The sequence below is a fragment of the Xanthomarina maritima genome (assembly GCF_008084905.1).
Lineage (GTDB): Bacteria > Bacteroidota > Bacteroidia > Flavobacteriales > Flavobacteriaceae > Xanthomarina > Xanthomarina maritima.
This window is the reverse complement of sequence record NZ_VSFC01000052.1, coordinates 1-22,451: the sequence shown is the minus strand read 5'-3', so window position 1 is coordinate 22,451 and position 22,451 is coordinate 1. Positions and strand designations below refer to the sequence as shown.

The 22,451-nt window shown below is 30.3% G+C and carries 21 protein-coding genes; 4 read left to right on the top strand and 17 right to left on the bottom strand.

Annotation, left to right across the window (positions count from 1 at the left end; all coding sequences use genetic code 11):
• Positions 1 to 54: 54 nt before the first annotated feature.
• A complete protein-coding gene (locus FVF61_RS09920) occupies positions 55 to 510 on the bottom strand; it encodes a DUF4199 domain-containing protein (RefSeq protein ID WP_148455858.1) in 456 nt (151 codons plus the stop codon).
• Positions 511 to 655: 145 nt separating this feature from the next.
• On the opposite strand from FVF61_RS09920, the gene FVF61_RS09915 reads away from it, so the two are divergent.
• The gene (locus tag FVF61_RS09915; protein ID WP_148455856.1) at positions 656 to 1,369 is read left to right on the top strand and encodes a LolA-like protein; all 714 of its coding nucleotides are present in this window, start codon (positions 656 to 658) and stop codon (positions 1,367 to 1,369) included.
• A gap of 47 nt (positions 1,370 to 1,416) precedes the next feature.
• On the opposite strand, the gene FVF61_RS09910 is transcribed toward FVF61_RS09915, so the two are convergent.
• On the bottom strand, positions 1,417 to 2,295 hold the full coding sequence (locus FVF61_RS09910) for a DMT family transporter (RefSeq protein ID WP_148455854.1): 879 nt from the start codon (positions 2,293 to 2,295) through the stop codon (positions 1,417 to 1,419).
• An 89-nt stretch (positions 2,296 to 2,384) separates the two neighbouring features.
• Here FVF61_RS09910 and FVF61_RS09905 point away from each other — a divergent pair, with 89 nt between their 5' ends.
• Positions 2,385 to 3,020, top strand: a complete 636-nt coding sequence (locus FVF61_RS09905) for a heavy-metal-associated domain-containing protein (RefSeq protein WP_148455852.1) — start codon at positions 2,385 to 2,387, stop codon at positions 3,018 to 3,020.
• A gap of 69 nt (positions 3,021 to 3,089) precedes the next feature.
• Here FVF61_RS09905 and FVF61_RS09900 read toward each other — a convergent pair whose 3' ends face one another.
• The 12 genes from FVF61_RS09900 to mutY all read right to left on the bottom strand — a co-directional run bounded on the left by FVF61_RS09900 (position 3,090) and on the right by mutY (position 13,987).
• Positions 3,090 to 3,827 carry a hypothetical protein gene (locus FVF61_RS09900; protein WP_148455851.1) on the bottom strand — a complete coding sequence of 246 codons (738 nt, stop codon included), beginning with the start codon at positions 3,825 to 3,827 and terminating at the stop codon, positions 3,090 to 3,092.
• A gap of 1 nt (position 3,828) precedes the next feature.
• Positions 3,829 to 4,068 (bottom strand): hypothetical protein, encoded by a 240-nt coding sequence (locus FVF61_RS09895; RefSeq protein ID WP_148455849.1) that lies wholly within the window; start codon positions 4,066 to 4,068, stop codon positions 3,829 to 3,831.
• Positions 4,069 to 4,075: 7 nt separating this feature from the next.
• Complete coding sequence (locus FVF61_RS09890; RefSeq protein WP_146192549.1) at positions 4,076 to 4,777, bottom strand: hypothetical protein; 702 nt, start codon at positions 4,775 to 4,777, stop codon at positions 4,076 to 4,078.
• Positions 4,778 to 4,785: 8 nt separating this feature from the next.
• The gene (locus FVF61_RS09885) at positions 4,786 to 5,169 is read right to left on the bottom strand and encodes a hypothetical protein (RefSeq protein ID WP_148455847.1); all 384 of its coding nucleotides are present in this window, start codon (positions 5,167 to 5,169) and stop codon (positions 4,786 to 4,788) included.
• Between the two features lie 76 nt (positions 5,170 to 5,245).
• Positions 5,246 to 5,992: a hypothetical protein gene (locus FVF61_RS09880; RefSeq protein ID WP_148455845.1), complete on the bottom strand. Its 747-nt coding sequence runs from the start codon at positions 5,990 to 5,992 to the stop codon at positions 5,246 to 5,248.
• A gap of 1 nt (position 5,993) precedes the next feature.
• Complete coding sequence (locus FVF61_RS09875; RefSeq protein WP_233586787.1) at positions 5,994 to 7,724, bottom strand: hypothetical protein; 1,731 nt, start codon at positions 7,722 to 7,724, stop codon at positions 5,994 to 5,996.
• A gap of 333 nt (positions 7,725 to 8,057) precedes the next feature.
• Positions 8,058 to 8,540, bottom strand: coding sequence for a hypothetical protein (locus tag FVF61_RS09870; RefSeq protein ID WP_148455841.1), 483 nt, complete (start codon positions 8,538 to 8,540; stop codon positions 8,058 to 8,060).
• Positions 8,537 to 10,192, bottom strand: a complete 1,656-nt coding sequence (locus FVF61_RS09865; protein WP_148455839.1) for a hypothetical protein — start codon at positions 10,190 to 10,192, stop codon at positions 8,537 to 8,539. The genes FVF61_RS09870 and FVF61_RS09865 overlap by 4 nt, the downstream gene beginning before the upstream one ends.
• Before the next feature lie 296 nt (positions 10,193 to 10,488).
• Complete coding sequence (gene gldD, locus FVF61_RS09860; RefSeq protein ID WP_148456641.1) at positions 10,489 to 11,070, bottom strand: gliding motility lipoprotein GldD; 582 nt, start codon at positions 11,068 to 11,070, stop codon at positions 10,489 to 10,491.
• Positions 11,071 to 11,073: 3 nt separating this feature from the next.
• Positions 11,074 to 12,378: a gliding motility-associated protein GldE gene (locus FVF61_RS09855; protein ID WP_148455837.1), complete on the bottom strand. Its 1,305-nt coding sequence runs from the start codon at positions 12,376 to 12,378 to the stop codon at positions 11,074 to 11,076.
• 31 nt (positions 12,379 to 12,409) lie between these two features.
• Positions 12,410 to 12,853, bottom strand: a complete 444-nt coding sequence (locus FVF61_RS09850; RefSeq protein ID WP_148455835.1) for a single-stranded DNA-binding protein — start codon at positions 12,851 to 12,853, stop codon at positions 12,410 to 12,412.
• A gap of 93 nt (positions 12,854 to 12,946) precedes the next feature.
• A complete protein-coding gene (gene mutY, locus FVF61_RS09845; RefSeq protein WP_148455833.1) occupies positions 12,947 to 13,987 on the bottom strand; it encodes an A/G-specific adenine glycosylase in 1,041 nt (346 codons plus the stop codon).
• A 134-nt stretch (positions 13,988 to 14,121) separates the two neighbouring features.
• Between mutY and FVF61_RS09840 the strand changes: the two genes are divergently transcribed.
• Together FVF61_RS09840 and FVF61_RS09835 are read left to right on the top strand one after the other, a co-directional pair.
• Positions 14,122 to 14,412: an HU family DNA-binding protein gene (locus FVF61_RS09840; protein WP_109681930.1), complete on the top strand. Its 291-nt coding sequence runs from the start codon at positions 14,122 to 14,124 to the stop codon at positions 14,410 to 14,412.
• 487 nt (positions 14,413 to 14,899) lie between these two features.
• The gene (locus FVF61_RS09835; RefSeq protein WP_148455831.1) at positions 14,900 to 16,444 is read left to right on the top strand and encodes an Rne/Rng family ribonuclease; all 1,545 of its coding nucleotides are present in this window, start codon (positions 14,900 to 14,902) and stop codon (positions 16,442 to 16,444) included.
• Between the two features lie 47 nt (positions 16,445 to 16,491).
• On the opposite strand, the gene FVF61_RS09830 is transcribed toward FVF61_RS09835, so the two are convergent.
• The 3 genes from FVF61_RS09830 to FVF61_RS09820 form a co-directional block, all read right to left on the bottom strand.
• A complete protein-coding gene (locus tag FVF61_RS09830) occupies positions 16,492 to 18,384 on the bottom strand; it encodes an OmpA family protein (RefSeq protein ID WP_148455829.1) in 1,893 nt (630 codons plus the stop codon).
• An 18-nt stretch (positions 18,385 to 18,402) separates the two neighbouring features.
• Positions 18,403 to 19,311, bottom strand: a complete 909-nt coding sequence (locus FVF61_RS09825; protein ID WP_148455827.1) for a PorP/SprF family type IX secretion system membrane protein — start codon at positions 19,309 to 19,311, stop codon at positions 18,403 to 18,405.
• 23 nt (positions 19,312 to 19,334) lie between these two features.
• The coding region (locus FVF61_RS09820) for a gliding motility-associated C-terminal domain-containing protein (protein WP_148455824.1) at positions 19,335 to 22,451 on the bottom strand (3,117 nt) is incomplete at its 5' end.

Here is a 22,451-nt window from a genome sequence, read left to right as displayed (position 1 = left end):
TTTGTTCAAAAAATGAGTGCAAATATACTGCTAATTAATTAAACTACAAACGTTTTATTTGTTTTGCGCTAGATTTTTACTGTTTTTAAATATTTGCATGAATGCTAAGGTAAGAATTGTAGTAGATGCCATACCTTCAATTAGAATAATAAAAATTAAAATCCCTCCACCATGATTGAAATCTTGAAACCAATCTTTAAGCAAACTATTCATAAAATCTACATCTAAATGGAACAAATAAATACCCATAAAAAGTGCGAATAAAAAAGTGGCAAGAAAGCCAGTAATCAATCCGGTTTTAAAACCATTACCATAATTGAACGTATTTCCCGAAATTAGTTTAAAGTTTTTGATTGCAGTATAAATGCCAAAAGCAACAAAAAGACCATTAAACATTCTAAACCAAGGGTTATTATGAAATCCAACTATTTTTAAAATTAAAAAATATGCAATTAATAAAATAGTAGTAATTAATCCATATTTAACCGAAACCTTTACTGAAGTGCTCATTTTAAATGTTTTGAAATTAGATTTTAATAAATTTCGTGAAAAATTATCTAAAATTATAATTTTTAATCCCTTTTATCATTTTCATGATTTTTTATAACAAAAAATAATATCTTGTAGACAAATTTGTAAACACAAAACTAATCTTATGAAAATCAAATTATTATTATTTGTTGCTTTAGCTGTAAATTTATCTGTTATAGCACAAAATGAAGAACTTAAACAGGCTCCAGATAATATGTCTGCAGAAACTGTTTTTAATAATTATATTAAAGCCATTGGAGGGAAAGACGTTCTTATAGACGTCATTACTGTTAAGTTTAATGCAGATGTTACTATTGAAGGATTACCTATGTCACTTACAGCAGAAATAAAATTAATGGAACCAAACAATGAATCTGTTGAAATGTATGCTGAAGGTATGGGAGTTATATCTAGACAAAAATTTGATGGAGAAGCTGGATATATTGAACAGCAAGGTGTAAAAACAAACCTTACTGAAGAACAAATAAATTCAAAAAAAGGGAAACATTCTATTTTTCCTGAATTATACCCTGGAGACTCCGAACTTTTCTTTGAAGGAATTACTTCTTTAAAAGGAAAAGATGCTTATAAGGTTAAAGTAGTTCATGGTGAAAATATTACATACAAATATTATGATACTGAAAGCAATTTACTTGTACGTGCCGAAATGGAATCTAAATCGCAAGGAAAATCCACCATGGAAATATCTGATTATAAAGGTGTTAATGAGATTTTATTTCCTTACAAACAAAAAATTATGGCTGGCATGCAAGTAATTACTATGAGTTACACAAATATAACTATTAATGAAGGAGTTACAGAAGAAGACTTTAAATAAATAATTTTTAAAATTAAGAGATCGAAATATTACTATTTCGGGCTTTTTTATTGCTGCCGTTTATGAGATAAATAAACCCCTACTAAAATAATAATGGTAGCAAACCCTTGTAGCAACGTAAATGATTCGCCATCTAAAACTCCCCAAGTTAAAGCAACAATAGGCATTAAATACGTTACAGAAGAAGCAAAAACAGGCGTAGAAATCTGAATTAATTTATTAAATAAAACCTTTGCTAAAGCGGTTCCAAAAAACGATAAAATAGTTACATAAACTAAAGATATTTTAAAGTATGGATTTGCAAATGTTTTATGATTAAAAAAATCTGAAAAAAACAATACCAAAATTGCAGGAAATATTATAACGACATAATTTCCTGCTGCAATAGCCAAAGGTTTTACATGTTGTAAGTGCCTTTTTATAATATTCACATTTAGAGCATACATAATGGTTGAAAAAATTACAAAACCAGCATACAGATAATTTTGTTGCGGATTTAATTCAGCTCCTTTTAAAATCAAAATAGCAGTTCCTATAAATCCTATAATAACCCCTAAAACCTGTCGTTTAGTTGATGCTATTTTAAACACTGCAAATCCAAATAAAATAGTGTTAAGTGGCACTAATGAATTTAAAATAGAAGCCACAGCACTATCTATTTCGGTTTCAGCAATGGCAAATAAAAAAGCAGGAATAAAAGAGCCTAAAAATCCTGAAATAGCTATCCATTTCCATTGCTTTTTATCTATTTGTTTGATGCTTTTAAATCCAGCAATAAATAAAAAAACACCTGTAATAATAGTTCTTAAAGCACCTAACTGAAAAGGTGTTAACCCGAGTAATGATTTTTTAATTAATATAAATGAGGTTCCCCAGATTAAGGACAAAACAAATAAATACAACCATTTAACTTGAATGTTTTTCATACATTTATTTTAATTCACAAAGTTGTTAATTTTGATGCAAGAAACAGTAATAATTGTTAATTTTGTAATTAAATCAATATTTAAAACAAATGAAATCATTAAAAAATATTATCGGTTTATTGCTGCTAACGGTTTTTATAACAGCTTGTAAAAACGAAACTGCTCCAGAAGTTGTGACAGTTGAAGTTGAAACAGCAGCTGAAGAAGTAACTTTAGATCCAAACGCAACGTATGCAAAAGCAGAGTTTACCATAGAAGGCATGACTTGTGCTATGGGTTGTGCAAAAACCATTGAAAAGAAAATGGCTAAATTGGAAGGTGTAAAATCTGCTACTGTAGATTTTGATAAAAAATTAGCTATGGTAGAATACGATGAAGCTAAAGTAACTCCAACCTCTTTAGAGGAAGTAGTTAAAAAAGCTGGCGATATGTATTCTGTTACCGATATGCATACAGTTAGTTCTTCTAATCAAAACAAATTATGTAAAATGGCTTGTTGTGAAGGAAAAACAGATGAAGAAAAAGCGAACTGCCAAAAGGCGTGTTGCGCAGATAAAGCTGACTCTACTGACAATGCAGATGCTGAAAAAACTGCTTGTGCTAAAGACTGTAAAAAAGCATGTTGTGCAGACAAGGCAGAAACCCCTGAAGCTTCAACAGACAAGAAAATGGCCTGCAAAGCAGATTGTAAAATGGCTTGTTGTACAGACAAAGGTAAAGCGTAATCTTACTTTAAAATATAATAAAAAAAGCATCTCTATCGAGATGCTTTTTTGGTTTTTAATTGTTTAGACTTAATTTCTCAATTCTGGATAAAGAGACCTAGTTCTAGATCTATACATAACTTCATTAAATATATAATATTCTGTTTGATTAACTTTAAAATTTAATTCTTGTTTCACCCATATTTTATCTAACATAAATAGATAAAGTGGTTCTTTAAGTATTTCTTTTAATTCATTATATTTTTTTGTAGATCCATCAAAATAGAACACTTTTTTTTCTTTTAACTCTTTTTTAGATAATTGCAATGTTGAAATTGGAGGATAATATCGATAGTAAACCATATTAAAAAGAAGTTTATCAAAATCAAGTGTGTCTTTTAAAGACACATTTCCTTTATCTAAATGATTTTTTTTATAATTTATATAAATTGGGTCTGATTTGGGTGACTGATTAATTTTACTTGTGCTTATTGATTTATGAACAAAATATAAACCAAAACACCAGTCACAGCTAGAACTTGCTCCAATTGCGCCAAAATTAGATTTTGAATGCGCTTCACGTCCTTTATAGAATTCTTTTCGCTTTTGAATACGAGTGCTATCTAACAAAAAGTAAATAGAGCTTAGCCCAACTACCGTTTTACCCTCATCTTTTTTTATATTATTATATAGCTTATCAACATGGTTATTAGCATCTGGATTATCAAATACTATATATAGTGTATCTTTTTCTTTTAGAAAAAACGATTCTTGTGAGAATGACACCGAACTTATTAAAAACATTAATATAAATAATGGATTTTTCATTTTAATTACAGTCATTTAAAACATAGTCAATAAAAAGAGGCTCAGTCCAATAATTTGTTATACTAATACAAAACTCTTCCTCTCTAGTTAAATCAGGAAAATCAGGATCTTCAGTAAAAGTTGATGGAATAAAGTCTGTTTGAGAAGCTGCCCAAGCTGTAAATTCAGGAGTTAGCTCTAATCCAGACCAACTCATATATTCTGCCACTTTTTGTTTCCAATGAACATGTTTCGCTTTCAAAACAGACTTATAACGTACCCTGAATATGTTTCCATATCACCTCTTTAAAGAGAAGTACTTCTTCATTTTCGCTATTAATTACACTTTTATCATAAATATAAATATACATAGGGGTTTTAATTATTTCTTGTAATTCTTTATACTTATTTTCTGTTCCATCAAAATAGAATCTCTTTTTATTTTGTAGCTCATTAAAAGATATAATATAATTTCTTGTTGCACTTTCATTTGTTCTGTATATGTAATATAATTTCTTGTCAATATCAAAACTAACATCAGATTTTAAATGCTTTAAGAAAATATTTTTATAATAAATTAGCCTGCTATTCTGATCTCTTAAATAAGAAGTGTCTACTCTTTGTGTATGCACAAAATATAATCCAACTATTTTACCCATAGAATTACTTGATAAAATACCATTTATTCTGTTATATTCTTTTCTCAACAAATATTCTTTTCTCAATTTTAGATTTGCGCTATCTAATAGGTTATATGTAGTTTTCAAACCAACTGTTTTTTCTATGGTATTTAGATTATTTTTTATTTTTACACTATCATAAGTGATCTTAACTAAACTATCCTTTAATTGTTTTGGATACGAAATGAATAGGGTGTCTTTTTTATTGCTATAGAGCATCTCTTCATTTTGTGCATTACCTGAGTATATTATTACTAGAGTAAAAAAAATTATATGTACTATATTACTCATTCTCATATTTAATTACAATTTCCTAAGGTTAATCCATCTGTAACATTATTATTGTTAGTCCACCATTTTATAACATCTGTCACAAATTGTTTTTCAATATGAGGTGGGCTATATAATCCAGAAGGTACTATTGAGGTTTGCGTTAAGGCAAAAGTGTTAAACTCTGGTGTTTTTTCTAATCCAGACCAACTCATATATTCTGCTACTTTTTGTTTCCAATTAAAATTTCCAAATGTCTGAATCATTATATTTTTAACCGTATCAGGTTCGCTATCCCAATCATGTTTATCGAGCAACAATTGTTCTAGCTTTTCTCTATATGTTTCTACAACGAAAACAAGACTGTTAAATAATGAATGAGTCCAATTATAAGTGCTATTTTGATTTTTCATTATATAGTTTTATATACTAAAAAGCACCTTCCCATATTTTTGATAAGGTGCTTTTTTAGTTTTTAATTGTTAAAAATTAATCATAATTTCTCAATTCTGGATAACCAGACCTAGTTCTAGCTCTATACAAAACTTCATTAAATATAAAATATTCCGTTTTTGTGAATTTAGAATCTAATTCTTGTTTCACCCAGGTTTTATCCAACATAAAAAGATAATGGGGCTCTTTAAGTAACTCTTTTAACTCCAAATATTTTTTTGTTGAACCATCAAAATAAAATATATTTTTATTCATTAGTTTTTCTTTTGAAAGCAATAAAATAGATGTTGGTGGATTATATCTGTAATTAACTAATAAATACACACCTCTATCAAATTCTAAAGAGTCCTTTAAAGTAACATTTTCTTTCTCTAAAAGATGTTTACTAATAGTTTTATATTGATGGTCATTTTCGAGATTATTAATTGATGGATTATAATTTACATTAGACTTATGAACAAAATATAAACCAAAACACCAATCGCAAGTAGAACTTGCACCAATAGCGCCAAAATTAGTTTTTGAATGCTCTTCTCGTCTTTTATAGAATTCCTTTCGCTTTTGAATAAGAGTGCTATCTAACAAAAAATAAATAGTATTTAGTCCTTTAGAATTTCTCTTTTCATCTAATTTGAAATTCGAATATTCCATAATTACATGCTTTTTGGAAACAATAGTGTCAAAGACAATAAAAATAGTGTCCTTTTCTTTTAGGTATAAATTGTTTTGAGAAAATATGCTTGAAGCATAAAGAACCAAAAACAATACTAAAATATTTTTCATATTAATTGCAGTTAACTTGAACATTATAATTTTGAATCCAATAACCAATAACTCCATTATCAAAAAAATCACGATTACTTGTATATGTAGAACCTACAGGAATGAAAGACCCTTGGGTTTCTAGCCAAGTATCAAATTCTGGTGTATCTTCTAACCCAGACCAACTCATGTATTCTGCCACTTTTTGTTTCCAATTGAAATCTCCAAACAATAAAATCATAGTAGATTTAGTACTTGTTGGCATACCATCCCAATCATGGTTATTAAGTAGTAATTGTTCTAATTTTTCTCTGTATGTTTCAATGGCAAAAACTGGACTATTAAATAAAGAATGTGTCCATTCTTGGTTATTATTAGGATCATCACTATTTTCCAAAATTTCACAAATTAAAAACACCCATCTATCCTTCATAGATAATAGATTAATATTTATTTCTTCATCCAGATTATCGTCTTGGCACATATCATCATAAGTTTCGATTAGATATGGTCTTCCAATGTTATCAAAAGAAATAATACCCCAATCTTCTAAAGACTTAAACATAAAAGCATGCATCAACTCATGAGACAAAGTAACCATTTTATCTAGGTTGGATGCTGATTCTGCATTTGCTGAAGAAATAATCTCATATGATGCATGGGTTTGCCCAAAAATAGTTGTTGTTTCTCCTTTTGTAAAAGCATAGTCACTATTAGGTGTTGGTCCAATTGAGAATTTTAAAGGTGTTAATTGGTCGAATTCGAATAACATATCCTTAAAGAAATTATTACCCAAATTTCCTCCTTTTAATTTTTCGTAAATACAATCTAATTCAGAGTCAACAAATGTATCATCTTTTGTTACTCCCCAAGTATAGAAATCTTCATTAAACTCATCTATATCACCATTTATTATAGCTTCTATAGAGGCTATTACAAATGCTTGGGCTTTTTCACTACAATTTTTATTGCTTAAAAACGTACTCATTTTTCTTACTTGAAAGAAATTATCTGAGTTATATATCCAATTGCTAATTGTTAAATTAGTATTTTCTACTTGGTTTAATTGCAAACACTCTATGACATGTTGCTTATAAGGAATTATAACTGGTGCAGTATAAACTGGATCTGGATCATTTGGAGAACCACTACCAGAACCACCAGAACCTCCACCTCCAGAACCGCTACTACATGATGTAATAGAATAAATATAACCTGCTGTACAATTTTCTCCAGCATAATGAACTGTCCCACCCCAAGTACAATAATAAACAGTAGTACAATTATCCATATCTCTATTTTGGGTCGAAGTTAAATTAAAATCAATTTCTTCTGTGGTGTAGGTTCCTTGAAATGAAAAAGAATCGTGACCTTCTATATATTCCATTGGAGCTTCAGGAAAATAGGTTATTAATAAAGCTTTTGTACTATTAATACTATCTACTTGAATTACTACATTATTGAAACTATTTGGCTCTTGATTCTCAAGAATAGCAAAGAATGTGTACGACGTAGTATTGCCTTTTTGTATTTCTTTGATAACAGTAGAATCTATTTCAAAGTTATTATTTCCGTCACTTCTTCCATGTACAAAACCGTTTTTCTTTAATCCATCAATAACTTTACTAAAAGAAGTGTTAAACTCATTATTGTTATTTAACTCTTCAAACGTATATTCTTTGATACTTAAATCTTCGTTATAAGATTCTATATGTACATCGTCTTCTTTCTGACAGCTAAATACTCCAAACAATATTACCAAGATTGAAATGTTAGATAAAAAACGCCTTAGCTTTACGCTTTTTGAATTTTGAATTTTGAATTTTGAATTTTGATCATAATAAATATTTTAAGTTTATATGGCATAAACCTAAAAGTTAAATTTAAAATATCTTATACGTAACATTACGTATTTTTCCTACTTTTCGATGAAATGCATGGTTGGAGTTACGGTTTTTCCGTAAAATTGATGTTTATGATAAAAACAATATGGTGTAAACAAAAAAGAATCCTCCTCTTGTTTGAGAAAGCATCTCATTCTAAATTGAATGAGATGCTTTTTTTTTAAGTATTAAGCAATTAACAACTATAAAGGTTCAAATTGTTTTAATCTCACTTTTTTTACCACTGAGTAACCAAAATTATCGCTAAACTCAATAACAAAGATTTGATTTGAATTTTTCAATAGGTCATAAATATTATCTAAATCAGCATGGTCAAAATCACTAGGATAAGAAATAACATTATTAAGTTCCTTTAACTCTTTTAACAATGGGTTATTTTGCTTTTTCATATTTTCATAAATCAGAAATATGGAACTATTAGTGTTGCCACTTTGAATCTTAATATTTGTAGATAATTTACCATCTTTTTTTATGATGTAATTTTTGTCTACAGAATTAATTTGGTTTTTAAGAATAAACATTTGAAACAATAATGTATCATTTTTAGATTCAATAACTTCAAAATCAGAATTTTTTTCAAGTAATATATATATGTCATAATTTATTTCCTGTGAGAAAGAGTGACATGATATAATTAAGCATAATAAAACTAATACATTTTTCATAAACAGTTTGATTTTGCTGATTGAATTTTATTTCTAATATTTAAAATATACAATAATTTTACAGGATTTACAATTGAGTTTATATAATTAGTATATTCTTGAGTGTTTTCTAGCCCAATCCATGAAATTGCTTCAGCAACGTTTTCAATCCAATTGGTTGTACCAAATAAGCTTATTGCTTCGTTTTTAAAAGCTGAATTTTCACCATTCCAATCATGTGCATTAATAAGTAAATCTTCTAATGATTCTCTGTAAGTATTTGTATCAAAAGACCAGATGTTAAACAAATCATGGGTCCATTGTTCATTTAATGGAGTATTTTGATTAAATGCACACATAAGCGCTACAAACCTATCTTTTTCATCTAAAGTGTTTAAGTTTAAATCATTATAATTTATACCATTCAGACATACTAAATTTAAAATAGGTTCTCCTTCAGGACTATAATCTATCAGTCCCCAATTTTCTAAAGAAGAAAACATGTATGCATGAATTAATTCATGCGAAAGAGTCACCATTCTTTTTAAGTTACTTGAATTTTCAATATTACTATTTGTAGTAATAATAAACTCATTATAGTTATTATATGAGCCAAGAGTAGTTCCCCAATCACCATTTAAAGTAGATCCAATTTTTAAAACTAAAACACCTCTAGCATCTTCTGAACTGAAATTAGAAAGCATGTTATTATAAAATTCAGAATTTGATTTTAATAGATTATGGATGCATTGAGTTTCTGAGTCTTTGAAGGTCTCATCTAGTATAACTTCATTTTCAAAATCAACTTCTCCACCTTCAATTGTAGTTTCAATAGCCTCTATTGTAAAAGCTTGCGCATCTGCAATACAATTTTCTCCAATCAAATATATACTTGCTTCCCTCATTTGCATAAAATTATCTGGATTATTTATCCAATTACTTACAACCAAATTAGCATTTTCTACAGAGTTCAAGCCCAAACATTCTATTAAGTTTTGCTCGTATGGAATAGTGTATGTTGGAGCAGTGTTTATTGGGTCTGGATTATTTGGAGAACCAGAGCCTCCTGCTCCACCTCCACCACCAGATCCACCACCTCCTAAGTTGCAAGTGGTCTCGGAAAACATATAACTTTCTGTGCAATTATCTCCAGCTAAATGTATTGAACCACCCCAATTACAATACCAAGTTACGAAACAGCCTATATCCATATCTCTATTAACAAAAGCAGTAGAGTCAATATTTACTATCTCAGCCATACTTGTTCCTTGGAATGTAAAAGAATTATGGTCTACAATATATTCCATTGAAGACTCCGGAAAGTATGTTATTAATAAAGCCCTCTCGTTTTCAAGACTATCTATTTGAATAACTATATTGTTAAAACTATTAGGTTCTTGGTTGTCTAAATAAGCTAAAAAAGTATATGACGTAATATTACCAATTTTTATCTCTTTAATAATTGTAGAATCTATTTCAAAATCATTATCGTCTAGACTTCTGCTTCCATTCAAATTTTTTTTCTTTATAGCTTTTACTACTTTTTTATATGTTTTACTAAAAGTTGTATTACTATTTAATTCATCAAAAGTGTATTCTTTTATACTAATGTTATTTGTAGTTGATTCTGATATTGTGTCGTCTTCTTTCTGACAACTAAAAAAACCTATCATTAAAAGTAAGATAAAACTTTTAGATAAAAACCGCCTTAGCTTTACGCTTTTTGATTTTTGATTTTTGATTTTTGATTTTTGATCATAATAAATAATTTTTAGGTTAACATGCCATAAACCTAAAGGTTAAATTTAAAATATCATGTACGTAACGTTACGTATTTTTGCTGTTTTTCGATGAAATACATACTTGACGTTACGGATTTTCCGTAATTAATTGAGTTTTTTGAGAATTTTGATTGAATTGTTTTAAAAGAAAGAGATTCCTCACTCCGTTCGGAATGACAAATAATATTCTATTTCCAAGAAACTGTTTCCATAATATGTTTAATATCTTTTTCTAAATATTTAGCAGCTGGATAAATAGAGTCGTAATTAGGTTTGGCGTAAAAATAGAGCGAGCCTGTTAAAAAATGATTGGTACTATCTGTTACATAAAACTGAGATTGCGAAGCTGCATTACCACCAACTTCGTATATCATGCCATAGACGCGTCGTTCATTATTTTCGTAAACTTGTTCTATAATTTCATCGGCTTTTTTTGTGTGTTCTTGTGTAAATTTTTGAGCATCGCGTAAAAAAGCCATTAAGTTTTCTTCCTTATTATCGATACTTTTATAGGTAAGATAAATAGCGCCTTTAATGCTAGGGTATTGCAAAGTCACCCCATAGCTCTTTGTTTCACCTTGCAACGGTTTTGTTTCTACGTTGGTAGCTATTAGATTTTTTTCTAAATTAAAAGGAAGATCTAATTGAAGTTTTTGATAATTAGCTTCTGGATATTCTAATCTTAAATGTGCATTGGGTTTTGGAACAGGATCTTGACCACAGGCCATGCAAATTACAAGTATTAATAAAACTAAAAGACTGTTTTTCATCATTTAAGGTAAGGTTACTTTTACACGCTTAATACGTTTTTTATCCAACGCTTCAATAGTAAAAACGTAATTTTCGAAATTTATTTTACTTCCCATTTTTGGGAAACTTCCTGAAATCTCTAAAACAAAACCAGCTAGGGTTTCGGCTTCTCCTTTTGTGTCTTCAAATAGCGTATCGGTTTCAAGCTTTATTATTTTATAAAAATCTTTTAAAGCAGTTTTTCCTTCAAAAACATAATTATTATCGTCAAGTTTTGAATAGACTAAATCTTCATCATCATATTCATCGCTAATATCTCCAACAATTTCTTCAATAATATCTTCTAATGAAATCAAACCTGATGTACCTCCATATTCATCAACAACTACAGCCAGATGGACTTTTTTGTCTTGGAATTCTGCCATTAAATCATCTAGTTTTTTATTTTCTGGTACAAAAAACGGTTCTCTTAAAAGAGTTGTCCAATCAAATTGCTTTCTATCTATATATGGCAATAAATCTTTTACATAAAGTATTCCTTTAATTTTATCGATATTATCTTCAAACACAGGAATTCTGGAATATCCATGACTAATAATATCAGGAATAATCTCAAGATATTTCTGATTAATATTTAAAGCAAAAATATCTATTCTTGGACGCATTACCTGTTTGGTATCTGTATTGCCAAAAGATACGATTCCTTGAAGTATTTTTTGTTCTTCTTTGGTGGTATCGTGCTCACTTGTTAATTCTAATGCTTGAGATAATTGATCTACACTTAAATTAGATTTTTGTTTTCCTAATCTACTATGTATGGTTAAAGTAATGCTTCTCATCGGCAGACTTATAGGCGAAAAAACAACATCTAAAACTCTTAAAGGATAAGCCATAAAATTAGAGAATTTTACTTTGTTTCTGCTGGCGTAAATTTTTGGTAAAATCTCTCCAAAAAGTAAAATTAAAAAAGTAATAACCACAACTTCTACTATAAATCTAAGAAGAGGTTGTGTAATGCTAGTAAATATAAAATCGCCTAAATACGCAAACAAAATAACTATAGCAATATTTATGAAATTGTTAGCGACCAATATAGTTGCCAACAATTTTTTAGGTCGTTCTAAAAGTTTTGAAATAATTTTAAAGGTATTAGGGTTTTCTTGTATACCCTCTTCTAAATCTGCTCTATTTAAAGAAAATAGAGCTACTTCTGCTCCAGAAATAAGTGCAGAGCATAAAAGCAGTAAGATAAGCAAAACAAAACTAAAAACAATTGAAAAATCAATTGTCAATAATAAGGGATAAAATCTCGTGGGTTCAGGATCCAATGATTATAACTTTAATTAAACAATAATATAATTAAAATGGAAGATCGTCATTATCTTCTTCCATTTGATTGCTTGAATGATTCTGATCTACTGGCTTTTGACTTCCTTGATTTGTTGATTGATTATTTCCACTTTCACTTTTAGTAGAAAGAAACGTGAAATCTGTACAATGTATTTCTGTAGAATATCTATCATTTCCACTATCATCTTGCCATTTTCTAGTTTTTATTCTTCCTTCAATATAGACTTTATCGCCTTTAGTTAAATATTTTTCACAAATCTCTGCAGCTTTATTCCTTACAACAATGTTATGCCATTCGGTATTAGTTATGCGCTCATTTGTTTGTTTGTTTGTATAGGTTTCATTTGTAGCTAACGGAAACCGACCAATACAATTACCACCATCAAAATAGTGCATTTTTACTTCATCTCCTAAGTGACCAATTAACATCACTTTATTTAATGTTCCAGACATAATTTGTTTATAAGTTAATAATCAGCAAAATTACGTAATTGCTTTTCATTTCTTTAAATTTAATAAAAAATAATGAGTGAAATTAATTAAGCCTTAAAAATTAAATTCCTCAATAAATTTTTCAATTAATACTGGTACAGCATAATCTTTAATATTTTTAATTGGTATTCCAGGTACTGGAAGTTTCTTTGTTGTAATTATCCAGAATTTTGTATGTAAATGCTGATGTGATAATTTATGAACTATTTCTATTTCATTATATAAAGATACTTTAAAATCTAAATTAGATGTTAGGCTATTATTTTTTAATGCTGATTGAAATGTATTTAGACTTGCCGTTTTTTTAGTTTCAATTAAAGGAAATTGATAGAGGTTTTTCCAAATTCCATTTTCTTGACGTTTTTCAAGAATCGTACTGCTAGAATCTGAAACAAAAACTAAAAAATTGAAATATTTGTTTACTGGCTTTTTGGCCTTTATTTTTTGTGGAAGTTTTAAAATTTTATCTTCTCTAAAAGCCACACAGGTTTGATTAAAAAGACAAAACATGCAATCTGGATTTGTAGGTGAACATTGTCTAGAGCCAAAGTCCATAATGGCTTGATTGTGTTCAGCAGGATTATCTTTATCTAAAATATCTTGAGCTAAAGCCTTAAATATTTTAAAACCCTTTGACGTATTTATTGGTGTATCTATCCCGTAATATCTGGATAAAAATCGATACACATTACCGTCTAAAACAGCTGTATGTTCATTAAAACAAATGGATGCTATGGCACTAGCTGTATAATCTCCAATACCTTTTAATTTTAATAATTTTTCATAGGTATTAGGAAACTTTCCATTTAAGTTATTTACTATATATTTAGCTGTAGCATGCAAATTTCTAGCTCTAGAGTAATACCCTAAACCTTGCCATAATTTTAACACATCGCTTTCGGTAGCATTTGCTAAATCAAAAACAGTTGGATATTTATCTGTAAACGCCTCATAATATGACAAACCTTGCTTAATTTGTGTTTGTTGTAAAATAATTTCAGAAAGCCATATTTTATAAGGATCTTTAGTTTCTCTCCATGGCAAATGGCGTTTATTTATTGAATACCAAGATGTTAAAGTTTTAGCTACAGACATTAAAAATATATATGAAAGGCAAAAATAAACGTTTATAATCTTAAATTTTAATGAATTAGGTTTGAAATATTGAATTTTAAATTCCTATATTTGCATCCCTTTAAATAATTAATAGTAACTTAAATAAAATAAAAATGACTAAAGCTGATTTAGTAGCAAAAATTTCTGAAAAATTAGGAATTGAAAAAGGTGATGTTCAGGCAACTGTTGAAACATTTATGGAAGAAGTAAAAACTTCTTTAGAAAGTGGTGATAATGTATATTTAAGAGGTTTTGGTAGCTTTATAGTAAAAACAAGAGCAGAAAAAACTGGAAGAAATATTTCAAAAAATACAACTATCAAGATTCCTGCTCACAATATTCCAGCATTTAAACCTGCAAAAGTATTTGTAGAAGGAGTTAAAACAAACGTAGAGGTTAAATAAGACCCATAATATTAATTTTTAAAAAGCATTACTTATGCCAAGTGGTAAAAAAAGAAAAAGACACAAGGTTGCAACGCATAAGCGTAAAAAAAGAAGACGCGCTAATCGTCACAAAAAGAAAAAATAAGTCGAAAAAGTAGTTAGATAACTACTTTTTCGGTTTTACAGTACACACGTTCTTTGAAATGAGTTAAAACACAATTTTGACCTTTTGTTGTTTTAAACTCCACGGATTTAAAAAATCCTGTGAAATGCCTTTATTGCTGTTTAGGTTTATCCTACAGTCTATTTTGGTATTATATCTGGTTATAAAAATTATAACTAGATAAAAAATATTGTATCATCCATCTGTACAGTTTAGTTGTTGGTTGTTAGTTGTTAGTTGTTGGTTGTTTCTTGTTAGGTAAATTCCTTAGCTCGATTACAACTTAATACCTTTACAACTTCACGACATTACAACCTAATAGTATGGATAAAAATTAACAAAATGGATAAAGAATTGATTATTCGATCTGGTTCAGAACATGTTGATTTTGCCTTATTAAAAGATGGAAAACTAATTGAATTACATAAGGATGAAGGGAGTAATAACTTTTCTGTTGGCGACGTGTTTATTGCCAAGGTAAGAAAAGCTGTTCCTGGTTTAAATGCTGCTTTTGTAAATGTTGGCTACGAAAAAGACGCCTTTTTACATTATCATGATTTAGGACCAAAACTACCTTCATTTTTAAAATTCACAAAAAGTGTAAGCACAGGTAAACTAAGAGATTTTACTCTTAACAAATTCCCATTTGAAAAAGATATTGATAAAGACGGCAAAATAAACGACGTCTTAAAATCAAATCAGTCTATTTTAGTACAAATTGCTAAAGAACCTATATCAACTAAAGGCCCTAGAATAAGCTCTGAGCTTTCTATTGCAGGCAGATATATTGTTTTAGTCCCCTTTTCTGATAGAATTTCTATTTCACAAAAAATAGAGAATAAAGAAGAAAAAGATAGGCTAAAACGTCTTGTTCGGAGTATAACTCCACAAGGGTTTGGTATTATTGTACGTACTGTAGCTGAAGGCAAAAAAGTAGCCGAACTAGATAAAGATTTACAAAATTTGTTAGGTCGTTGGACCGCAATGTGTAAAAAGCTACATAAAGCGCATCATCCAAGTAAAGTATTAGGAGAACTAAATAAAGCATCGTCCATATTGCGCGATATTTTTAATGACACTTTTACAAGTATTCATGTTGATGATGAAGAGCTTTACATTCAAATAAAAGATTATGTGCAAGAAATTGCACCAAAAAAAGAATCAATCGTTAAGTTATATCAATCTAATGTTCCCATTTTTGAAAAGTTTGGAATTGAAAGACAAATAAAAACGTCTTTTGGAAAAACTGTTTCAATGGCCAAAGGAGCTTATGTTATTATTGAACATACAGAAGCTTTACACGTAATTGACGTAAATAGTGGAAACAGATCTAATAAAGAAAAAACGCAAGAAGACACAGCTTTAGAAGTAAATTTAATAGCAGCATCTGAAATTGCCAGACAATTAAGCCTTCGAGATATGGGAGGAATTATTGTAGTTGACTTTATTGATATGACTAAACCAGAAAACAGAAAAAAGCTTTTCAATCATTTACGAGAAGAAATGAAACATGATAGAGCTAAACACAAAATATTGCCTCCAAGTAAATTTGGTTTAATACAAATAACCAGACAACGTGTTAGACAAGAAATGAACATTAAAACCAGAGAGGACAATCCGAATGGTATTAGTGGCGAAGAAGTTGAAGCACCTATTGTATTAATTCAAAAAATTACTCATGATTTAGAGCAATTATTTAAAAAAGACTATAAAAAGATAACTTTAAACACACATCCTTTTATAGCAGCCTTTTTAACAAAAGGCTTTCCATCTATACGTTCAAAATGGTTTTTTGAACATAAGAAATGGGTTAAAGTTTTACCAAGAGATGCTTACACATACTTAGAATATCATTTTTTTGATAAAAATGGTAATCAAATTAAATAATAAAAAAGCCTTGCTATATTTAGCAAGGCTTTTTTTATGCTTTTTTTTTAATTATTTACGGAAGGACCTCCACTTTTAATTATAAATTCTGAACGCCTGTTTGTTTGATATTCTTCTTCAGTACATTTATTCCCACAATCAATTCTTGGTTCGTTTTCACCTTTACCAATTCCAGAAATTCTACTCGCTTCAATACCTTTAGAGATAACATATTGAACTGTAGATTTTGCACGTCTATCAGATAATCTTTCGTTATAACTTGCAGAGCCTCTACTATCTGTATGAGATTCGGCTTGTATAACCATTTCTGGATATTTAGACATAACGGCTACTAATTTATCTAATTCAAATGCTCCTTGCTCTGTAATATTAGATTTATCAAATTCAAAGAAAATTGGGTTTAACACAACTTTGTCATCAACAATTATTACTTCAATTGGGTCTAAATTAAGCTGTAAATCATACTCTTCCTCTTCACTTCCAGAAAAGGTAACATTATTGCTTAAATAATCTTTAAAAACGCCTGAAATCTCTAAAGATTTATTACAAGAAACTGTATACTTAACTTGTCCGTTGTTATCAGATTTTTCAGAAGAAACAACACGTCCACTAGCATCTTTAATTGTTACTTCAACTCCTGCTAATGGATTATTTGTAACATTATCTACTACTGTTGTAGTTAATTCTACTAAACAAGGTTTTAAACGTTTTAAAGCATAAATATCGTCGTTACCTTTACCACCTTCACGATTTGAAGACACAAAACCTTCGCCAGTTTCTTCATTAATTGTAAAAGCTAAATCGTCTGCATTACTATTTACGGGAACACCAGCATTTATAACATCTCCAGATTCAGTCGTATGAAACACATCTAATCCACCTAAGCCTAAGTGACCGTTAGATGAGAAATAAAGTATGTTTTTATCACTTATATAAGGAAACATTTCTTGACCTTCGGTATTTATTTTGTCTCCTAAGTTTTCAACCATTCCAAAAGAACCATCTGCATTAATTGCTACTTTATAAATATCAAATAATCCTTTTCCTCCTGGCATGTCTGATGCAAAATAAAGTGTTTTCCCATCTTTACTTACAGATGGACTTTTTACTGAATATTCTTTGTTGTTAAGTGATAATGGCTCTACATTTCCCCATGCATCACCTACCTTGTTTGCTTTAAACAAATACAATAAACTCTTTTTAGTTTTAGCTTCTTTGTTTTTTTCATAATCGCCTTCAAAGAAACTCTCTCTAGAAAAGTACATTATGTTACCATCTGGACTAAAAGATGTTAATCCTTCATGATATCTTGTATTAACATCTCCATTTATTAGTTCAGCATCTTGCCCATCTAATAAAGCTATTTGATATACATCTAAATATGGTTCTTCGTTCCAACCATAATTACGTCTAGATTTATTTCTTGCAGATGAAAAGTAAAGATTCCCATCTTTAACCGTTCCTCCATAATCTGAAAATTCTGAGTTAAATTCTAATGTAGAAAGTTCATAAAGTTTTTCACCTTCTAAAATTCCCGGAATGTAATCTGGGTTTGCTTTAAATGCTTTTGCTCTATCATCTTTAGGGTTTTGATCTGCAAATTTTTTCATCCACTTATTTGATTCATCGTACTTCCCATTAGCTTTTAGCATTTGAGAATATTTATAAATCATTTCGGAATCTTGACTCGACTCAAGAGCTTTAGCATACCATCGTTCTGCATCAGTTGTACTGAATATATTATAATTAGCTTCAGCTAATTGCCCATAAACATACTCGTTAGCTTTTCCATTTTCAACTAATTTAGAGTAGGCTTCAATAGCTTCAACAAATTCATATTTTGCAAAATGTTTATCTGCAACTTGAGTGTCTTTATTTTGAGCAGTTATACTTAAACTACTCATTAAAATAAGTGTCAAAAATATTTTTAAATTCTTCATAATGTTTAGCTTAAGTAATTAGAAATAACGAGGTGAACGTGATACTTTCTTCATTAGTGGTATATCGAAATTTATAAAAATCTCATGTGATGCAGATGTTGCCACATCTAAATCTGATACGACACTATCATAGGCATATCCCACCCTTAAATTTGGTGTAATTAGAAAGTTAACCATTGCACTAAAAGAGTCTTCCAAACGATAACCAACACCTACCTCAACGATGTTGTACATAAACACATTAGCATTTATATCGAAACTTAAAGGAGCATCAAAAGCCATTTTGAACATGGTATTAGGTTTTAATTTAAAATTGTCTGAAAGACTAAACACATAACCTGCAGCTGCAAATAAATGCTGCGTCTCTGATCCTATTTTATAACCATTTGCATCTAAATGAACTGAATTTAACATATTAGGCATAGAAACAGACACATAATATTTATTTGTTTGATATAAATACACTCCAAAACCAATATTGGGTGTTACTTCATTAACATCACTTTGTAAGAAAGGGTCATTTGGATCAATTACGTCTAATCCAATTAATCCAATATCATGAAAAGTTGCTCCAGCTTTAAGACCAAAAGCTAACTTATTTTCTCCACCTAAAGGAAGCGTATATGAGAAATCTGCATAGATATTATTTTCATTTACAGGGCCTATTTCATCTGTTATAAAAGAAAGCCCAATACCTACTCTTTTTCCAACTGGAGCACTAACGTTAAAAGTACCTGTATTTGGTGAGCCATCTAACCCAACCCATTGACTTCTATAAAGTAAGCCAATTGCAACTCCGTCATAAGATCCAGCATAAGCTGGGTTTACAACATTCATATTATACATATACTGTGTGTATTGTGGGTCTTGTTGTGCTTGCATTTGTAATGCAAACAAGAATACGAGAATTATATATAGTTTTTTCATTATAATAATTTGGTTGTGTTAGTTTACTGTTCTCTATTAATATATACCCAATCTGATCTCACTTCGTTATCTTGATATCTCATGACATAGAAATAAGTACCTGTAGGAAGTTCATCTCCACTATCTGAAATTCCTTCAAATTCATTTGAATAATTATTTTTACTGTAAACTTTTATTCCATTTCTATTGAATATTTCAAGACTACTTACATCAAATCCGCTTAAATCAAATGAATCGTTATAACCATCACCATTTGGCGTAATTACTTGAGGGACGACACAATTTGCAGTTGTAAAAATTTCATTTGATGTTACTGGACAAGGTCCTGAAGTTGTATATTCAATTGTATAATTAGTATTAGGTGCGCCACCTGTAACTTCACCTGTAATAGGGTCAATTATAGCTCCACCTTGAGGTGGTGGATTAAGAGCAAAAGTTCCTCCAGGGTCTCCTGTTAGAATTACGGTTGCTCCATCGCACTTGGTTAAATCAATCATAAATGTTGCGTCTTCTGTACTAGCTAATAATGTAATAAATCCTCCTCCAGTTTCTGGACAAGGTCCAGAAGTTGTATATTCTACAAAATAAGTTTCTTCTGGAACACCATTTGTAATTTCTCCAGTAACAGGGTCAATTACAGCTCCATCTGTTGGAACAGGGTTAAATGAAAATGTTCCTCCTGTATTTCCAAAAATAGTTGCTGTTGCACCATTACATGAAGGTGTCATGCTAAATGAAGCGTCCTCAAAAGGCAAAATAGTAACCGTTTGTGAACTAATTGCTTGACAAGATCCTGATGTTGTATATTCAACTGTATAGGCTGTACCAGAAACACCATTAGTTATTTCTCCTGTAACAGGATCGATTGTTGCACCATCTGCTGGTACAGGATTGAATGCAAAAGTACCACCAGTATCTCCTGTTATAGTTGCAGTTGCACCATTGCAACCTGCTGTTATAGTAAATGAGGCGTCTTCTAAAGGAGAAATAGTAACCGTCTGAGAACTAGTGCTAGGACAAGTTCCATTTGTAGTGTATTCAACCGTGTACGTTGTTCCAGTAATTCCATTAGTTATTTCTCCAGTAACCGGATTGATAGTTGCTCCATCTGTTGGTACAGGGTTGAAAGCAAACGTTCCACCTGTAATTCCTGTTATAGTTGCCGTTGCTCCAGTACAATTTGCTGTTAAAGTAAATGACGAATCATCCGCCTGAATAATAGTTACTGTTTGAGTGCTTGACGTACTACAAGGGCCTGAAGTAGTATATTCCACTGTATATGTTGTACCAGGAACACCATATGTTATTTCACCAGTTGTTGTATCAATTGTTGCTCCATCACCTGGTTCTGGACTAAATGCAAATGTTCCACCAGTATCTCCTGTTATTGTTGCTGTTGCACCATCACATGAAGCTGTCATGGTAAATGAAGCATCTTCTAAAGGTAATATGGTAACATCTACTGTGTTTATAGCTGGACAAGAAATTTCTCCAACAGTATATTGAATTGTATAAGTAGTTCCAGGTAGTCCATTGGTTATTTCACCTGTTGTAGCATCTATTGTTGCTCCATCTGTAGGAATAGGATTGAATGTAAATTCTCCTCCAGTATCTCCTGTTATAGTCGCAGTAGCGCCATCACATAATGCTGCCATTTCAAAAGAAGCATCATAGGTTGAAAGGTTAATATATTCAACTTCTACTTCATCTGTTATTGTAGCAGTTCCTCCTGTACATAAATCATAAGTTATAGAGGCTGTATAGGTTGTTGTTTGGGTTGGAGATACTGTAATAGTTTCAGTATTTCCTAGAGATGTTGATCCATCAAGCCACTCGAATGAATAGTATGGAGCTCCTTGAGAAGGTGTAAATCTCCAAAATTCATTTGTAGCCGACCAAACACCAGTATTTCTTCCTGGTGGCGTGAATGCTATATTTCCAGCTGGATTTTGAATACCTGCAACCGCAAGACCGCTATTCCAACTTGTACAAGTTGGTTTATCAAAAATATTGATATCTATCGCATTAGAGGACTCATATAAAATAATTTGTGTTGAAGCTTGTAAATCATTTGGTGCATTATCCATATCACAACCGTACAGACATACATTACTAAAATTCACTACAAATTGTCTTGAAGGTGACGCTCCCAAAATCATAAAATTAATATCACCACAACCACCAATAATTGTTTCCGTATTAAGGTCTTGTGCAACACCAAATATATTAGCTTCAGCTAATGTTGGATTTGTATTATTTGGTAAAACATCTCCAGGATTAAGTACCCAACCATTAAAATCACCGCCAGCTAGTGTATTATCAAAAGATAAAACACCATTAGCTCCTATAACTATCTGATTATATGTCACTCCAAAGAAACAAAATTCAAATCCCATATCTATTGGATTAGACCATGTGTCATCTATTTCAACTCCAGTTGGTGTACCACCAGATGCTGGAGGTGTAGCGCACGCATCAAGTGCATTAATCTCGTATGTGCTTGTGTCTTGTCCATATATTTGGAAATTGGCAGTTAAATCAACCGATGGGTTATTACAATCTACTGTTGCATCTTCACCTGCATAAATTATTGAACAAGGGTTTGGTTCTGGTGGACATAAAAATGTTAACATGCCACTTTCAACAATACAATTAGCATCAACGGTATTAGCTGCCGTTATAATAACATTTAAGTTAGCAATATACGGACCAAATGTTAATGTTCCTGGGCTAGTAACTACTTGAGCAGGATTACCAATATTATCTGTAACAGTTATAGAAGTGGCGTCTCCCATATCTGTAATATTTACTTCGATCTCAAATGTTGGATTATTTGGATCTGTAGTGCAGTCTCCATTAACGACATCAAAATCTACGGTTTGTGGAATACATGTTTGGCACCAAACATCAAAATCCCATTCAGTTCTATTGCCACTAGCACAACTAACAGAACTATCCGCTTCAACATATAACACAAGAGTATCTCCTGTCGATTGAAATGTTAAACCCGCAAGATCTCCATTATTTCCAGTACCTTCATATATAACTGTACCATTTCCATTTTCTATTCTAATAGCATCACTAAAGGTTTCTATTGTCCCTGAATTAAAAAGAATATTTAAAGGAAATCCACCAGAGCT

What these genes read in the sequence shown, in the direction of transcription:
- FVF61_RS09905 (WP_148455852.1), top strand. Translation starts at nt 2,385, where the DNA reads ATGAAATCATTAAAAAATATTATCGGTTTATTGCTGCTAACGGTTTTT.
- FVF61_RS09870 (WP_148455841.1), bottom strand. Translation starts at nt 8,540, where the DNA reads ATGAAAAATGTATTAGTTTTATTATGCTTAATTATATCATGTCACTCT.
- FVF61_RS09885 (WP_148455847.1), bottom strand. Translation starts at nt 5,169, where the DNA reads ATGAAAAATCAAAATAGCACTTATAATTGGACTCATTCATTATTTAAC.
- FVF61_RS09880 (WP_148455845.1), bottom strand. Translation starts at nt 5,992, where the DNA reads ATGAAAAATATTTTAGTATTGTTTTTGGTTCTTTATGCTTCAAGCATA.
- FVF61_RS09865 (WP_148455839.1), bottom strand. Translation starts at nt 10,192, where the DNA reads ATGATAGGTTTTTTTAGTTGTCAGAAAGAAGACGACACAATATCAGAA.
- FVF61_RS09915 (WP_148455856.1), top strand. Translation starts at nt 656, where the DNA reads ATGAAAATCAAATTATTATTATTTGTTGCTTTAGCTGTAAATTTATCT.
- mutY (WP_148455833.1), bottom strand. Translation starts at nt 13,987, where the DNA reads ATGTCTGTAGCTAAAACTTTAACATCTTGGTATTCAATAAATAAACGC.
- FVF61_RS09900 (WP_148455851.1), bottom strand. Translation starts at nt 3,827, where the DNA reads ATGAAAAATCCATTATTTATATTAATGTTTTTAATAAGTTCGGTGTCA.
- FVF61_RS09825 (WP_148455827.1), bottom strand. Translation starts at nt 19,311, where the DNA reads ATGAAAAAACTATATATAATTCTCGTATTCTTGTTTGCATTACAAATG.
- FVF61_RS09840 (WP_109681930.1), top strand. Translation starts at nt 14,122, where the DNA reads ATGACTAAAGCTGATTTAGTAGCAAAAATTTCTGAAAAATTAGGAATT.
- gldD (WP_148456641.1), bottom strand. Translation starts at nt 11,070, where the DNA reads ATGAAAAACAGTCTTTTAGTTTTATTAATACTTGTAATTTGCATGGCC.
- FVF61_RS09850 (WP_148455835.1), bottom strand. Translation starts at nt 12,853, where the DNA reads ATGTCTGGAACATTAAATAAAGTGATGTTAATTGGTCACTTAGGAGAT.
- FVF61_RS09835 (WP_148455831.1), top strand. Translation starts at nt 14,900, where the DNA reads ATGGATAAAGAATTGATTATTCGATCTGGTTCAGAACATGTTGATTTT.
- FVF61_RS09910 (WP_148455854.1), bottom strand. Translation starts at nt 2,295, where the DNA reads ATGAAAAACATTCAAGTTAAATGGTTGTATTTATTTGTTTTGTCCTTA.
- FVF61_RS09830 (WP_148455829.1), bottom strand. Translation starts at nt 18,384, where the DNA reads ATGAAGAATTTAAAAATATTTTTGACACTTATTTTAATGAGTAGTTTA.
- FVF61_RS09890 (WP_146192549.1), bottom strand. Translation starts at nt 4,777, where the DNA reads ATGAGTAATATAGTACATATAATTTTTTTTACTCTAGTAATAATATAC.
- FVF61_RS09920 (WP_148455858.1), bottom strand. Translation starts at nt 510, where the DNA reads ATGAGCACTTCAGTAAAGGTTTCGGTTAAATATGGATTAATTACTACT.